Source organism: Cyclobacterium plantarum (assembly GCF_011290685.1).
GTDB lineage: Bacteria > Bacteroidota > Bacteroidia > Cytophagales > Cyclobacteriaceae > Cyclobacterium > Cyclobacterium plantarum.
Window position 1 is genome coordinate 11760 of record NZ_JAANYN010000009.1, and the last position, 16284, is coordinate 28043.

The following is a 16284-nucleotide window of genomic DNA, read 5'->3' on the forward strand; positions in this document are numbered from 1 at the left end:
GTTGATTTTAAAATGGCTTTGGCAGGATCTTATTCCGGCAGGGCTTTGCGCAAAAAACGAAGCCAGTTGCCATGGAAAATATGGTCAATATCCTGACTGGAATAGCCTCTTCTATCCAGGATTTCTTCATATTTTTGAAGGTCTGCGATAGAATTCATGTCCCAGGGTGACTGCTCGGTACCGAAAATTCCATCCAGATCACTTCCTATTCCTATGTGCAGGCAATCACCCGCAAGTTGGCAAATATGATCCCAGTGGTCTACCAGCTGCTCCAGCCTGATGTCCAGTTGCCAGGGATCGGATATAGTATCAATAAAGCGGATGTCCATGGCCCAGCAATCCAACATGCCTCCGATTACAGCCCCTCTTTCTACCAGCCGTTTGATCTGTTCATCTGTCAGTTGCCGTTGGTTGGGCACGATTTTTCTTACATTGTGGTGACTGGCCCAGACCGGACCATCATAGCTATCCAGGGCCTGATCAAATCCCTGATCCGTCAGGTGGGTGACATCCAGAATCAGCTGGTATTGTCCCATCACCTTAAGCAGTTCCTTTCCCATGGAAGTAAGATTTCCTTCCGTTTTGGTCCCCGGAGCATACCTGCCGGGACCAAAATGCGACAGCCCCAGGGCCCTCAGGCCATAGGCGTGGGCTTTTTCCAGGTAGGAAACATCCACCAGGGAGTCTGCCCCTTCCAGGTTGAGCAGGTAGCCAATGGGCTTGTTCTCATCCGGAAAAGAATCGTCTTTCCACAGGTCTACCATTTCGTCCAATGTTACCCGGTTGGTGATTTGTTTCATTTCTCCCAGGGCTTCCATTTCCCGGTACCAGGCCAATTGGGCCTGGGTCATGGCCCAGGCTTGCTGGGGCGATTTCCACCCTGCAAGGGCTGAATCGGGAGGAGAATACCGGGCCAGTTGGGTGGCCACCACCAAACCAATTTTGCCTTTTCTCAATTCAGGCAGGCATACTGTACCCTTGCCCCTGTCGGGTTTGTCCGGCAGATGCATTTCTGCTTTCCGAATTTCAACCAGAGGCATGCGCAAGTCCCGGTTCCATTCAATGGCGTTCATGGCCAGGTCAAGGTGGGCATCAAAAATCAGCCTTTTTTTCATGTACTTTGGGGGATCCTGGCGATACAATCAATTTCCACCTTCAAACCTTCTGCCAATACGGATTGCACGGTAATTCTGGCCGGTTTGGTCTCTTGAAAATAACCAGCATACACTTTGTTGTACCTGTCAAATTCTTTAATGTCCGCCAAATGAACCGTACATTTGACGATTTGGTCCATGCTTCCACCGGCAGCTTCCACAATGGCTTTGATATTTTCCAAAGTTTGGGTGGTTTCTTCCTCAATAGTTCCCAACCTAAATTTGGAGGTTTCAAAATCCACTGATGCCTGACCGCTGACAAAGAGAAACCCATCTACTAATATCGCATCAGAATAAGCACCGGTATCAAAACCCTTGTCTCGTTTTGGATGAATAATTTTTTTCATGGTCATTTGATTTCACTGTTAAACATAAATTTTACCAACCTGTCCAACCTCCATCCACCACCAGGTTATGTCCCGTAATGAAAGAAGAAATATCAGACAGCAGAAAAGCAACAGGTCCTGATACCTCACTGGCATCGCCTGTCCTCTGTAAAAAGGTTTTCTTTTCCAGCTTTGCAATAAATTCCGGATGTTTTTTCTTTACCTCCAAATTGGGGAAAGGACCCGGCGAAATACAGTTGAAGCGGACATTTTGAAGCCCATAGTACATGGCCAGGTATTTGGTCATTTGAATAATGCCTGCCTTTCCCACCCCATATTCTATGGGGTTGGGATTCATGGGCGCATCATATAATTTGGGGTCAGGAACCACCATTCCATACATGCTGCCAAAAAATACTACGCTTCCGCCCCCATGGGTTGCCATGGCCTTGCCCATTTCTTTTCCCAAGATAAAATTAGCCGTAAGGCCCGAATGATTTACCGCATCAAATTCTTCACCAGAAAGGTCCTCCATTTTTTTGACCGTAGAAGCATAAGCCAGGTTGACGAGGCCATCGGGAGGGCCGTGTTTTTTGATTTGTGTAGCAATAAATTCCATAAGGGCACTTTCATTTCCTATATCCAGGGTTTCCGGAACCATTTTGTCTGCAAAACCATGTTCTTCGCCCAGCTTAAAGGCTTTACTCTCCAGGTCTGCGCAAATCACCTTTGCACCCAATTCGGTCAGCCGTTTCATTACAGCTACCCCAAGGTAACCCGCACCGCCTATTACCCATATCCATTTGCCCTTTAATCCGAATTGATCTTTCATCGCAGCTTTTGAATTATTGTCTAAGCATTGAGTCCCCCATCCATCAGGATATTTTCACCATTGATGTAGGCCCCTGCGTCGGAAGCCAATAATACCGCAAGACCTTTGATGTCATCATTGTTGGCCATTCTGCCCAGAGGTACTTTTTTACAATAATTGTCCAAAAAGGCCTGTGGCTGATGGTTGAACAGCCCTCCCGGGGAAATACAATTGAATCGGATGTTTTTCCCCGCATGGATTTTAGCCAGGTAACGGCTGAGGTTAATCAGCCCGGCATTGTGGAAGAAATAATCCGGAGGTAAATCACCCATATCCGTACCTTCATAATTGGAAAGGTCAGGGCCTTTCATCCCCATCATGGAGCTAATGCTGATGACGGATCCGCCACCAGAAGCTATGATGCTTTCGATCATGGTCCGCAGCAAATCCACCATACCGGTAGCATTCACCCGCATCGATTCGGCAAACTGCTCCAAAGGGCCATTGTAGCCCTTCATGGGACGGGATACGGCATTGTTTACAAATACATCTAACCTCTTGTACTTTTCTTTCAAATCAGCAGCAAATTGCTTTACCGATCCGGGATCAGCCTGATCCAATTCCATGGGCTGTACGTCCAGACCCCTGCTTTGAAACAGGGCAGCAGTTTTTTCTGCAGATTGCAGGTTTCTGGAGGTGGTAATGACTGTACCCCCAGCTTCCGCCATGCCTTCTACCAGACATTTTCCATATAATCCGGATCCTCCCGTAACCACGATTACCTTCCCCTTCAGGTTAAATAAATCCTTTATATGCATATTAGTTCAATGAAAATTTTTTTCCTCCATTTTCAAAACTTTCCTGAGCTCCAATTACCGTTTGAATGATGGCCTTGGTTTTACTGAAATCCAACCTGGATGCGCCGGATTCCACCGAACGGATAAATTCGACCAGGTTGTCCCGAAACATGGCATATGAATTTTTTATTTCCACCAGGCGCCATCCATTTGTACCAAAAAAAGAAAGCTGAAAAGTACCGCAAATATCCTGAAACAGATGGACAGTGGTTTTCAGGCCATTGGCAAATCCAATGACCACAATATCCTTGTCTTTCTCGCCCACGTGCTGTACCCATAATGGGCTGGGATCATCCAGGGTGGCAAACAAGGCCTCCAGAAGGTGAACGCCATACTTTTTCCAATCTTTTTTGCCCACAGCTGTGACTAAATGGAGTGGACCCAAAGCCTTGATCTCTGTTTTGATCGTCCGGCATTCTTGTGCATAGCGCATGGAAGAACAAGACATCAGGAATTTACCAGATTGATGCTGATCTTTAAAATAGGCCAGATCTTCCCATGTAAATGCCAGTGGTTTATCAATAAATAGGGGAATACCAGCTTCCAAAAAGGGTTTGGCCATGTACACATGGTTTTCGGGGTCATCCCTGGCCAGGATTACTGCATCTATCTCTCCTATCATGGATTCCATTTGCTCTACCACATGGGAAATACCCGAATGCCTGGCAATATCCGTACTGATCTTCAGGTCCTGGGTCCAAACATGACTTACCCTTGCTCCCGGAATGCCCAGGGTATCCTGATTGGCCTGAAGGTAGTCTCCAACTGCAGGATAGCCAGCCTCCGTAATGCGCTCCCGGTCAAACTCCCCATTAATTATGGCAGACCAGGAATATGGATGCGCATTCCCTGGGCTCATGCCGATCATTCCAATATTCAACATAGTGATCATTTAATTTATTCCAACCAACCCATACGGTCCCAATAGGGAATATCAATAAATTCCGGATCGGGAAAAGGTATCGCCCCTTCGAGCAAAGACGCTGCAATCAACTCCATATCAGCCGTTTCCACTGCCCTATCCAGGTATTCCTGTTTGTCAATGCCGACCAATACAGCGGCAAACTGTGGCTGAGCCAGCACAAAGCGAGTGGCATATTCCGGAAGTTCCATGTGGTGACTTGCAGCCAGATTCCTGTATTTGGAAATATGCCTTTCTATTTCGGCAAGTGGAGCTTGCATATGAACGCCCCGTCGAGTCAACATGCCACGCAACAGGACTGACCTGGCCACCAGCCCAACTCCCTGATCCCCTGCCAATCCAAAAACTGCAGATTGCCTTTGGTCCAGCAAGTTGAAGGGCAACTGCACTACCTGCCAGATTCCAGACCGGATGGCCCTCTCGGATTCGGAAACCGAATAGGTAGATGCTCCAATGCTCCTTGCCCATCCTTTCTTTTGAATATCCTGGAATACCCGGCAAACGGTTTCGTGCTGCAGGATTTCCAAATCGGCCTGGTGCAACATCCATACATCCAGGTAATCCGTACGCAGGGCCTTCAGGCTTTCCTCCAGGGATTGGTAGATCAAAACAGCCAATTGCTCCGGATCAGGCAGCCGCCCTGAAGCGTCCCGCAGGTGCCGGCACTTGGAACAAAGCACTACCTCTCCCCTGATTCCCCGGAAGGCCTCTCCCATCAGTTCCTCACTCTTTCCATACATCCTGGCCGTATCAAAAAAATTGATACCCTGATCCAAGGCATTTCTCAGCAAATGTACGGCCTCGTTTTCGTTCAACATTTCCTGTTCATTACGGATGCCTGGTCCATAAGGTAAGCCAATTTCCACTCCGCCAAATGCTATTTCGGAAACTGAGATACCGGTATTTCCAAGTAGGTTGTATCTCATCCTTTGTAATATTGATCAGCAGGACCACCATTCTGTTCCTCATCCTTAAAACCAGTCAACAGCCCCTTACAATATTGTGTCAGGGCGATAACGTCAGCACCAATGCTGATAAACTGATAACCCATGGACTGATAGGCCTGTACTTTGTCCGGGGTTCCGGTGGTACCGGCAAATTTCCCGTATTTCAGTGCCACCTCCACTACCTTTTTCCTGGCGGAAACAATCTCAGGATGATTCATTTCTCCAGGAGCGCCTATGGCCTGGCTAAAATCTCCGGGGCCAAAAAAAAGCATGTCGTAACCCTCAAGGCGGGCAATGTCTTCCAATCCTTCCAGCGCTTCAGGATCCTCAATCTGAAGGATCACAAAACGCTGCTGATTGGCATCCTTCAGGTATTGCTTGAAATCAGCAGCAGTATATGCCCCATCAGCATTGCCCCCGTCAATGGCCCGCATGCCCAATGGATGAAACCGGGTCATGCCCACCACCTTTCGGGCATCGGCCACATTCATCACATGAGGGACCATGATTCCCGTGGCATCCATTTCCAGGGGCTTGACATAATCACTGTAACTGCCCCTGCACACTCTCACCAGTGTATCCTTATTTTGAGATTTGGCCGCCCAAATCTGAGCAGCAAGGATAGACCAGTCCTGCCCTATGTGCTCCTGATCCAGCCAGATGCAGTCAAAGCCGGCAAGGGCTGCGATTTCCACTACACGGGCATCGGCCAGATTCACTTTAAAACAAGCCACATTTTCACCGGACCGCAATTTTTGCAGGACCAGGCTGGGTTTCATGGATACAGTCATATAGGTTTTTGCTTGATCAAATGTAAGGCTGTCGCTACACCATAACTATTACTTTTATCTGGAAAGATGGTACTTTTTTTCCAATCCGTAAAGAACAAGGACCTGCCTGAACTCCAAATTACCAGATTGATATGAATAAAAAAAATCGGCCTTGCCTGGCTCGAACTTCAAATCCAAATTAACTGGTGGAAATATAAATATCTATTTCGGCAAGCTGAAGCCCAAGGAGTTTAAATCCGGGAATAGTTAATTTTTCCATTATTTTCAAGGCGTTGATTGGTTACATTTGAAGTGTTCGGATTGAAGCAGAATACCGCTTACGGAAATTTACCTGCTAAACGAGGCATTGGGGCGGGTCCAGCGGATTTTGGCCACATAGACGCTGCCATCGCTGCCCTGCTTTTCCACTCCCTCAGGCTGCATCCATTCCGATACCGTTACCCAGGTTTCATCCGGGCTAACTGCGGTCACTCCGAAATTACCCAGTCGCGCTCCTCTTTCGGGAACCAGGATCCTTTCTGTATGGCGAATCACCTCCAGCTTTTCGGGATCTACCCTGGCCATAAAGAGGGGTGCCCGGTGTCGGAACACATGGTCATTGCCTGCTCCACGGCGGGTATAGACCAGGTAAAGTGCTTCGCTATGCATCACCCAGTGCTGCTGGGTATTGTAATTGCCCAAATCCGTACCATCATCGAATTTCCAGGGCTGAATAGGTGCGTAATGTAAACCATCATCACTATGGGTAACAAACCCCTGATTGTCATTCCGGATGGTAAGGAAATATTTACCCTGAAAGTGTGTCAACGAAGGTTCGTGCAGCCCCCTGCTATCATCGTCAATGGACAAGTCATTGCCTTGTTCCAAAAAGCGGAGCGCTTTCCCATCAAAAGCACATCTGGTTACCGTTACCTGGGAGTTGCTTCCCGGGGGTGTAAAATAAATGGGTAAAAGGATGTTCCCATCAGGTTCATCCCACCGCTGCACGCAACCTGCGCCCGCATTTTGAAATTTTTCATTGTCTCCCATGTCCAATTTCTCCCAATCAGACCAAAGGTTTCGGTCCGGTTCATATACGGCAAATGCGGTATGGCGGGGTCTTGGGTGGGCCACTTTCCAGTCCTTGGTATAGACAATTGTATGCCCGGTACCCAATAGGGTTTTGCTGTCCTTGTGCCAGGTGGGCCAGAAATCACTGGCTGCTACCGGTCGATCCTCTCCCTCCACCTGTTCGAACCTGGGAGCCAGGGATGGCAGGGCTTCCGGTGCTGTCCAGTTGGCCCCTCCATCATCCGAATGCATGCCAAACATCCCTTTAAACACATCGCTCCCGGAAAGATCCAGGGTATTCATCGTCATCACCATGCGGGGCATACCCTCTTTTACAGCTTCAGGAACGACCCCTGCTCTGGGATGCACCCAGCATTTTTCTCCATCAAACAAACGGGTAGGAACCTGTAGGTCAAGGCTGTAATTCAGTGCCTCCTGTACTGGAAAAGACCTGTCCTTATTGGCAAAAAGGGAAAGCGGAGCCATACCGGAAAGTGTTATTCCTGCGATCAGGCTATCCTTTACAAAAGATCTTCGGCTTTTTGGGCTGGCATGGTTCATAAGGTATTCCGGGATTTTGATTTAAGAGTTAAAATACAAATTTTATTCTTTACCTCTAAGATTGTGTTGCAGTTGTTCCAAGGCTTTTTTCAGGGTTATTAAATTCTAAGGTAATTCATTTAGTTTTTAATTCTATTGGATGTACAAGAAAAATTTGGCTAACCGACGGGCATATTTACTCAACCCAAAATTTGCATTAATTATTCTCCTTGATTCCCTTCTGGCATCACGTTGGATTACTTCAGGCAGTTTTCCTGAATCACCTAAAAAAATATTTTCAATCAATCAAAGTAATTGTCCACCTGATTAATTATTTTTTACTAAGCCTTAAAACCAAAACGGTAACCTTGAAAAAAGGGCTGATTAGCAACTTTCCCTTTTTCAATACGCACTATTGTTGGCTTTCTCTGGAGGCTTTGAAAATAGCCGCTTCCCTGCTTCTTTTGGCCATGGTCTCTTTGTTTCCCAATAGCCAGTGGTCGAAATAACTGAAAATGGATCCCGATACCATTCCTACAATAAGCGATACCGGCAGGATAAAAAGCACCTCAATGCCCATAATTTTATAAAATGAGATGGCCACAGCGACAGCTACACTGAGAAGCCCGCCCACAAAGGTGCCCCTGGCCGTGGCAAAGGGCACAAACAGGGCCATGAAAAACAGGACAAATAAAGGTGAAACAAATAAATTCACCACCTTGACGATCACATCGTACAGGTTTCCCTCCACCTTGCTGATCAACACGCTGAGGAACAGGGCAAATATCCCCACAAAGAAAGAAAGATTGCGCACCCTTGACATTTGGTTTTTAGGGGCTTTGTAATTTTTTGTAAACCTTTTGATCAGGTCTTCGGAAATTACGGAAGAGGTGCTGTTCAGTCCGGAAGAAAGACTGGACATGGCCGCTGCCAGTATGCCTGCAGCCACCAGGCCGGAAATACCCACAGGCAGGCCTACCAGGATAAATTTAGGGAACAACTGGTCGGCATGGCTGGCTACCGTTTCTCCTGGATTCAGGTATTGGGGAAATTCAATAAAATAAGCCAGTACAGCAAGCCCCACCAGGCCAAGTAGAAATTGGACAACAAAGTTGGTGAGCAGGGAAACCCCAAAGGTTTTTCTGGCAGTATGTAAATTTTCGGTGGCCAAAAATCGCTGAATGGACATCTGGTCTGAGCCAGAGGAAGCCACATACCAAATAAAGGTAGTCAGCAGGGCATTGCCTATGGTCAGCCGCTCCATGGCATCCAATCCTAATTTTAGCTCTCCCCAGTGCCCCAACCACTCACCGGGAATCCAGGAGGTAAAAGATCCCAGGGAATAACTGACCACCAGCAAGGTAAGGATGGCTCCTCCCATTAACACGCCGGATTGGATCACATCGGTAAAAACCACCGCTTTCAGGCCTCCCAGGGTGGTGTAAAATATGGTTATCCCCATCAGCAAAATACTGATCAGCAGGGTATATTTGGAATCAAATCCGAAAATGGCCAATATGGCAGTATGGACGGTAATGAAAATTATGGTACCCATCCAAAGAAAACGCAGGGACAGGAAAAAGAAAGTGGCCAGCAAACGGATGCTGACACCCAGGTTGATTTCCAGGATCTCATAGGCACTGGTGACCCGCAATTTCATGAATTTGGGAATCAAAAACCAGCCTACCACATAATACACCAAAGGAAACACCAATATTCCGGATAGGATCACCGGCCCATATTTTACCATTTCACCCGGATAGGAAAGGTAGCTTAGGGAGCTTAACAAGGTGGCAAATAGGGACAATCCAACTGCGACAGGATTCATCTTTCCTCCTCCCAAAAAATAGTCTTTTTCATTTTTGTTTTTTTTGGAAAAATAATAGCCGATACCCAACATGCCACCCAGATAGCACAGCACCACCAGCCAATCACCAAATGCCAGGCTGTATGTCTGACTTCGTTCAAGTGTCAATATACCATAGGCAGCAGTAGCCCTGATATCTGCCTGATCCTCTGGTTTAATGATCGCATTATCTCTCTTACCCTCCTCCAATGGGGGGTATTTATTTTCCAGCAGCTCCACCAATACCGGTAAATCTTCCGGCAGGCCACTCTTTCCCAGTGCAATGGCCATTTCCATTCGCTCTGCTTTGCCTGGAGATTTCGCATAGGCCAGCAATTCGTCCCTTATAGATTTCCAGGTTCCCCCTCCTTTTTCTGATACAGGTGCATGGATATAGGCCGCTGACAAAAGGTATACCTTCTCCATTGCCCCCTCAGGCAGTGCCCGTGCTTCCGCTGCAAGTTCCTTCCATTGAGTAATATTTCCCTCATTTCTCAGGGCATAAGCCGCTTGCATGCGGACGAGATCTCCCAATTCCCTGTCCAGAGCCAAGTCCATCAATGCCGAAACACCAGCTGCCGACGCAGTACCCTGAAGTGTGCTCCAGAGGGTGTAAACATACAGCGAGTTGATAGGACCGGCCAATACCTCCCTTGTGGCCTCCGGAGCCCATTCGTTCAGGTTTTGACCCAATTTGGCCATGGTTTCGGCTGCATGTACCCTGTCCGTTCCCTGCCTGTCCTGAAAAGCCTTGGTGATTTTCTCCAGGTACTCGTTGGCTAATGCCGGATCGGATTGGGCCAAAACACGCCAAATTCCTATCCTGTACGGGGATTGGGAGCCCCTTTGCCGCTGCTCTTCCAAAAATGCCTCCTTTACGCCCTCCGGATATCCCAACCCAATTTTGTATTCTGCTGCATGCACCGTCACCCAGGATTCCTGGTTTTCCATCACACTGTCCAGTTCCTGCACAGCGTTTTGCCTCAATGATTCAGAAAGCATTGCACCTTTATTGTTACAGCAAAAAGCCATAAACAGCCAGAAAAAAAGCAGGAATCCAGAAATTGGGTTTTTTAAGGTCATCAGGTGCTTTGGTTCAATGCTTTCACATAGGCCGCTTTGGCAGCAACATCCTCCATGGCAGAATCACCAAAATAAATCAGGCCCAAGGCCTTGCGGCTTCTTTTGCTACTGGTATTTGGGCTGGCCCGGTGGATCGTCAAAGCATGATGTACGAGTAGGTCTCCGGGTTCCGCAGGAAAATACACTTCATTTTCCAAATCTGAAGGCAAACCAAAATCAGGAATTCCTTGTGAAAAACCGGGGGTTTGGGTGAGCGAATGGTCCCGCATGCCCTTTTTGTGTGAACCCCGCACATAACTTACCCAGCCGTTTTCCTGATCCACCTCCTCCAGAGCCATCCACATGGTAACCGCCGACATTGGATTTAGCATAAAATAATAACCATCCTGATGCGGAGGAGTCGCTTTTCCTATTTTGGGAGGTTTGTTAAAATACTCCAGTGTTTTACCGATTACCTTTTCTTCAAGTAGTACTTCAGCAAGCCTCGTGAAGGTACTTTCAAAGAGAATATCTGCAAAAAAGGTATCGTATAGCTGCAAGTCCTGCAGCATTTTTAAAGTTGATGGATCGCCTTTTGCTTCAAACTTGACGTGTTCAGGGGGCAGTTTGGAAATTTTTGAAATTATGAAAGCCTTTAGCTTTTGGTTGATTTCTGCTACCTGATCCCTTTTCAAAAAACCGGGCATATGCAGGTATCCATCTTCGTCAAATGATCTTTTTATTTTTAAGGCATCCATTTTTTTTACTTTTTGTGGTTATTGCTGGTATTTTTCTGCTTAGCGGTAACCCCCACTTCTTCCGGATAATCCCCTTTGGGAAAAGGGTACCTGTCCATAAGGCTTCTCATCTCCCGGCTGAATTCCAAAAAGGATAATTCCAGCTTTTCGTTTTCATCAACCGTATGGGTATAAAATCCCTGGGAAGTTCTACCTTGATCGAGGGATATCTCCATCAAACTATTGAATTGATCAGGTATTTCCCTGGCCCTGGACAATTCTGGATTGAGGTCTTCCATGACAATACCGTAAATAAAAGTACCCATCAGGTCCATGTAGCGGCAATTTCCGGCAAAAGGAAGGTAATATCCCGGATCATTTCTGCAGGCCCGGTCAATATCAGCGACTTCTACGTACCCCTGATCTACAAGAAAAAAAGCTTCCCTGGCCATGGCAGCCATTAAGCGGCTGCGAATCCCCATTCCTCTTTTCAACAAGTAGGGGTCCTTATCCCAGGTTTCACGTACCAATGTCATCAGGTTTTCTGTCATTTCGGTATCAGTTTGCTGATTGGCAATAACCTCGGCAAAAAGGGTTTGGTGTGCAGGATAAGTCCAGTTTAAACCCACTAATCTTGAGGGTAACTGCATTTGGTCCTGCAATTGGTCCAGGGTTATGCTTTCTGAATTCAGCGCTATTAAAGTATCCTGATTGGCGACTTTTTCAATCTTTCTAAGCATGGCCGCCTTTTCTTCCATCTTTTCCGGAGTCAGGGCCACCACAATGGCGCAATCTGCCAATTCGGGATGCCCTTCAAGGTTTTTCTCCCATTCCCCGTTGCCCAAACAGGAAAAGCCGGCAATTTCCGCCAGCCGCCTCACCTCACCGGCAGGGTCCCGTGAAGTAAAGGATTTTACCTGGTGCCCTGCCCTGAGCAGACAACAGACCACGGAGGGGATCATATTGCCCTCGCCAATTACTGCCACTTTACATTTCAGGTAATTCATATGTCTTGTGCAGTTAATACTTCTCTGGCCAACCCCAGGGCCTGGTCAATTTCCTCCTCAGTGTGTACCGCGCTGATATACCAGAGCCCGCGACCAATGACCCTCAGACCACGGTCATGCAAGCGGGAAACAAATGTTTTTAATTTTGTTGTATCAAATTGAAGCACATCCCGGAAATCTACTGCTTTTTCCTGGCTGGTAAAACCTGTATGCACCACAGGGCCAATACCCGAGACCAACAGCTGATGGCCGGTTTCTTTGGCAATTTTGCGGAGGCCCTGCCTGAGTCTTTCTCCCAGAGCAAACATTGCGGGGTAGGGATTCTCCCTTTCCAGAATGCTTATGGTGGCAAGCGCAGCCGCCACGGTGGGATTTCCGGTGTTCATGGTCCCGGCATGAATGACCCTGGCTGTAGAAATTTCCTCCATCCATTCCTTTTTACCAACAATGGCACTGATGGGATATCCACTCCCTATGGCCTTGGCAAAAACGGCCATGTCCGGTTTAACTCCAAAAAATGCCTGCGCCCCACCCAGGCCAAGCCGAAAACCGGTAATGACCTCATCAAAAATAAGGGCAATCCCATAATCGCTGCACAACGCTCTCAGTCCCTGCAGGAAACCCTCTTTGGGAGGAATGCAGCCATTGTTGCACATGACCGGTTCCGTAATAATGGCAGCCATTTCCTGATGGTGTTTTGCCACATGCTGCTTTACCAGATCCAAATCATTCCAGGGCAACAGAAAGCTTTCCTCCTTCGCACCATCGGGCAAACCCTGAGTCCAGGGATGCATTTGGGGACTCTCCCGGGGACCCATGGCCTCCGGTGAAGGGCTGGAAATACCAAAGCAAACGTTATCCAGCCAGCCATGGTAATGCCCTTCAAAGCGTAAAAACTTTTGCTTCCCGGTTTTGGCCCTGGCCACCCTCAGGGCAGTTTGTACCGCTTCCGAGCCGTCCAGGCAAAAACGCATCAGCTCGGCAGCAGGGATGATTGCTTGCAGCTTTTCTGCCAATTCAATTTCTTTGGCATGCTGCCCTGCATACAATTGCCCCTGTAAAGATTCCTGGTGAACTGCCTCCAGCACTTCTGGATGGGAATGCCCAAGGATCAGGGGACCCTGGCTCAGGGTGAAGTCCAGGTATTCATTGCCATCTACATCATAGATTTTGCTGCCTTTGCCGTGGGTATAGAAAAGGGCATGGGGGTGATTGTATTTTCTAAACTCGGAGGAAACCCCTGCGGCCAGTACTTTTTTTGCCCTTTCCAGCCAGGCTGCAGATGATGAATAGCTAAACTTTGTCATAATAAAACCTTATTCGTTTTTTATTTTTTGGTAATTATCTGCCAGCTGGTAAATCTCTTTATTGAATTTCGCAAAGGCATTTTCCCATGCCCTGGCCTCCTCAGGGCTATAGGCGTACAATCCCCTGGCTTGCTGAACACCTCTCACCTTTCCCGCCACCATTTCCTGCATCATTTCAGGTACCCTGGAAGTATTGCTCAATTTCGGAAAAACCCGCTGAAATGTTTCCCTAAAATCGGATAATCCCATTTGATCCATCCTTTCGAATATCCCCATAAAAGTCATCCATGAACCGGCATCATAACGGAAAGCTTTATCTGTGTCTTCTATACTGGTTTCACCGGATTCGATCAAATGGAAAATTTCCCGGTAAACGGCATACATCAGGCGGTTGGTAACAAATCCCCGGATATCCTTTTGCAAAAAGGTAGGTTCTTTCCCCCACAAATGAGCCAATTCATAGACCCAGTTGGCATGGCTATCCGCTGTTTTCTCTCCTTTGGTAATTTCCATAAATCGGGTCATGTAAGCCGGTTCTGCCCAATGGATTCCCAAAAAACGCCCAGGTTCGGGTACCATATCCTGCAAAATACTTACCGGAATGGCAGATGTGTTGCTGGAAATCACGGTATCCACTTTGGTTTGGTCTGCAATTTTTTGGTAAACTCGGGATTTCGCATTTTTGTCTTCAATCACGCACTCCTGAACCAACCGGCAGTTTTGCAATATGCTATAATCCTCTGAAAGGGTTATTCTTTTCCAATAATGAGGCTTGGATTGCTGCAAAAGTCCACTGTCAGCTGCATGCTGTAGCAGCTGGGCAATGGTTTTTTTTGCATTTTCTAATTCATTTTTCACAGGAGCCACCGCTTTTACCGGGTGACCTGCAATACATAGTGCCACCGCGATACTGCTGCCCATCATTCCCAAACCTACCACTCCTGTTTCTATTTCGGAAATATCCATTGGCTTCCTCATCAATACCTTTTCATTAATTTAAAAATTATACCTGCTATGATTGAATTTGCACTTAGCGGATGGTTTAAAATGTAATCAAAATTATCAGGAACATCGAAAACTTACTATTCATATTATCTGGAATGCTGGTACTATCTTTCATAAAGGGTCAACCGCATTTTATTATTGCTGGCAGCAAATGGGTTAAAAAGTTGCGACATTTTCTTAAATTACTGACATCCATTCAAATAAAGTGATGGTAAAACCATACTTCAACTGTTACTATTCTTTATATTTATGGTACTATTTTTCAGATGACGAACCTTATCCTTTTATGTATTCATACTTTATTTTATATTAATAAGCCAAAAGAAGGACCCTATGAAATCGATAGAAGTAAGATTACCCCAGGATTTCGATAAATCCTTTATCGTGTTTAAAGAAAAAGGGCAATATTTCCCCTGTCCCTGGCATTACCATCCGGAGTATGAGTTGGTTTTGGTACTCAAGAGTCAGGGTAGAAGGATGGTGGGTGACCATATCGGCTACTTCCAGGAGGGAGATTTGGTATGCATGGGCCCCTATCTGCCCCATGTCTGGGTCAATGAACCCAATTTTGTAAATGGACAGGCCGGCTATGAGGCAGAGGCCATTGTGATTCACTTTCAAAAAGATTTTTTGGGCGAAGATTTTCTGAAAATCCCTGAAATGGAAACCTTGAAAAATTTTCTGAGATTGTCAAAGCGGGGCCTGGCCTTACAAGGTAAAGCCAAAGAGCAAATTAATGCCTTGATGAAAGAAATGATACATATGAATGGCATTCAGCGCTTGTCCAGCTTGCTTTCCATATTTGATATCCTTTCCCAAACCAGGGAATATGAACTGCTGGCCAGCCCGGGTTACCTGAATCAGATTGACCCCCAGGGCTCAGACCGGCTGGATAAAATAAAGGCCTATATTCATAAAAATTTCGACAAGGACATCTCCTTACCGGAAGCAGCAGCCATGGCCAATATGGCCGTGACCACTTTTTGTAATTTCTTTAAGGAACAATACCGGATTACCTTTGTAGAATACCTGCATACGGTCCGGCTGGGTCATGCCTGTAGAATGCTTTCGGAAACGGACATGAACATAGTAGAAGTGGCCTTCGAATGTGGTTTTAACAACCTGGCGAATTTTAACCGGCAATTCAAAAAGTATAAAAAAATGACACCCACTCATTTTCGGAAAATGGTCAACATGCAGGAGGTGGCGTAGGAAGCTGTCCTTATTTTGGGCTAAAGCCCATCAATTTTCATAGTTTTCTCTGGAACGAGCTATTTCCTATTGAATATTTATATCAATTTCCTAATAGCTGTAGGCAATAATTCATTCGCCAGCATCATTGGCTTTAGCCAAAACTTTATCCCCAAACCATAAAATCCAAATTTACAGTTCAACCTGTGGATGGGGCAATTACCTATTGAGGGCTAATGATTTGCTGGTGTTATTCCCAGCAATTTTGGCTAAAGCCAGAGATTGGAAATCTATAATTAGGAATGGGCTAAAGCCCAATCCTATTGAGGTAGGTTTGGATTCCGGGAGTCTGCAAATTTATTTATAAGCCAAAATCACGCTGCTATTTTGGAATCAGCATTCTTTTGGTTCAATTGCCTCCTGCTTTAGCTGGAGGCAATATGGGATTTTAATACCTCCCTTGGCTTTAGCCAAAACTTTATCCCCAAAGCCTAAAATCCAATTTTACAGTTCAACCTGTGGATGGGGCAATTACCTATTGAGGGCTAATGATTTGCTGGTGTTATTCCCAGCAATTTTGGCTAAAGCCAGAGATTGGAAATCTATAATTAGGAATGGGCTAAAGCCCAATCCTATTGAGGTAGGTTTGGATTCCGGGAGTCTGCAAATTTATTTATAAGCCAAAATCACGCTGCTATTTTGGAATCAGCATTCTTTTGGTTCAATTGCCT

At 46.4% G+C, this 16284-nt stretch carries 14 protein-coding genes; 1 reads left to right on the plus strand and 13 read right to left on the minus strand.

Annotated features, from left to right (window positions below; translation table 11 throughout):
- Nucleotides 1-29: 29 nt before the first annotated feature.
- The 13 genes from G9Q97_RS18785 to G9Q97_RS18845 form a co-directional block, all read right to left on the minus strand.
- On the minus strand, nucleotides 30-1115 hold the full coding sequence (locus G9Q97_RS18785) for a dipeptidase (protein WP_166149671.1): 1086 nt from the start codon (nucleotides 1113-1115) through the stop codon (nucleotides 30-32).
- Nucleotides 1112-1501, minus strand: coding sequence for a RidA family protein (locus G9Q97_RS18790; RefSeq protein ID WP_166149673.1), 390 nt, complete (start codon nucleotides 1499-1501; stop codon nucleotides 1112-1114). The genes G9Q97_RS18785 and G9Q97_RS18790 overlap by 4 nt, the downstream gene beginning before the upstream one ends.
- 31 nt (nucleotides 1502-1532) lie before the next feature.
- Nucleotides 1533-2312, minus strand: a complete 780-nt coding sequence (locus G9Q97_RS18795; RefSeq protein ID WP_166149675.1) for an SDR family oxidoreductase — start codon at nucleotides 2310-2312, stop codon at nucleotides 1533-1535.
- Nucleotides 2313-2332: 20 nt separating this feature from the next.
- A complete protein-coding gene (locus tag G9Q97_RS18800) occupies nucleotides 2333-3109 on the minus strand; it encodes an SDR family oxidoreductase (protein WP_166149677.1) in 777 nt (258 codons plus the stop codon).
- Between the two features lies 1 nt (nucleotide 3110).
- On the minus strand, nucleotides 3111-4031 hold the full coding sequence (locus G9Q97_RS18805) for a Gfo/Idh/MocA family oxidoreductase (RefSeq protein ID WP_166149679.1): 921 nt from the start codon (nucleotides 4029-4031) through the stop codon (nucleotides 3111-3113).
- Between the two features lie 14 nt (nucleotides 4032-4045).
- Nucleotides 4046-4996 (minus strand): aldo/keto reductase, encoded by a 951-nt coding sequence (locus G9Q97_RS18810; RefSeq protein WP_166149681.1) that lies wholly within the window; start codon nucleotides 4994-4996, stop codon nucleotides 4046-4048.
- On the minus strand, nucleotides 4993-5808 hold the full coding sequence (locus G9Q97_RS18815; RefSeq protein ID WP_166149683.1) for an HpcH/HpaI aldolase family protein: 816 nt from the start codon (nucleotides 5806-5808) through the stop codon (nucleotides 4993-4995). Before G9Q97_RS18815 ends, G9Q97_RS18810 begins: the two co-directional genes overlap by 4 nt.
- A gap of 327 nt (nucleotides 5809-6135) precedes the next feature.
- The gene (locus G9Q97_RS18820; protein ID WP_166149685.1) at nucleotides 6136-7419 is read right to left on the minus strand and encodes an exo-alpha-sialidase; all 1284 of its coding nucleotides are present in this window, start codon (nucleotides 7417-7419) and stop codon (nucleotides 6136-6138) included.
- 391 nt (nucleotides 7420-7810) lie between these two features.
- Complete coding sequence (locus G9Q97_RS18825) at nucleotides 7811-10246, minus strand: sodium:solute symporter family transporter (protein WP_246255784.1); 2436 nt, start codon at nucleotides 10244-10246, stop codon at nucleotides 7811-7813.
- An 80-nt stretch (nucleotides 10247-10326) separates the two neighbouring features.
- Entirely contained in the window at nucleotides 10327-11064 is a 738-nt protein-coding gene (locus tag G9Q97_RS18830) for a phytanoyl-CoA dioxygenase family protein (protein WP_166149689.1), read from the minus strand.
- A gap of 5 nt (nucleotides 11065-11069) precedes the next feature.
- Nucleotides 11070-12050 (minus strand): 3-hydroxyacyl-CoA dehydrogenase NAD-binding domain-containing protein, encoded by a 981-nt coding sequence (locus G9Q97_RS18835; protein ID WP_166149691.1) that lies wholly within the window; start codon nucleotides 12048-12050, stop codon nucleotides 11070-11072.
- Nucleotides 12047-13357 carry an aspartate aminotransferase family protein gene (locus G9Q97_RS18840; protein WP_166149693.1) on the minus strand — a complete coding sequence of 437 codons (1311 nt, stop codon included), beginning with the start codon at nucleotides 13355-13357 and terminating at the stop codon, nucleotides 12047-12049. The genes G9Q97_RS18835 and G9Q97_RS18840 overlap by 4 nt, the downstream gene beginning before the upstream one ends.
- Nucleotides 13358-13366: 9 nt before the next feature.
- Nucleotides 13367-14335, minus strand: coding sequence for a 3-hydroxyacyl-CoA dehydrogenase family protein (locus G9Q97_RS18845; RefSeq protein ID WP_166149695.1), 969 nt, complete (start codon nucleotides 14333-14335; stop codon nucleotides 13367-13369).
- Nucleotides 14336-14695: 360 nt separating this feature from the next.
- Between G9Q97_RS18845 and G9Q97_RS18850 the strand changes: the two genes are divergently transcribed.
- Nucleotides 14696-15574 carry an AraC family transcriptional regulator gene (locus tag G9Q97_RS18850; RefSeq protein WP_166149697.1) on the plus strand — a complete coding sequence of 293 codons (879 nt, stop codon included), beginning with the start codon at nucleotides 14696-14698 and terminating at the stop codon, nucleotides 15572-15574.
- Nucleotides 15575-16284 lie beyond the last annotated feature (710 nt).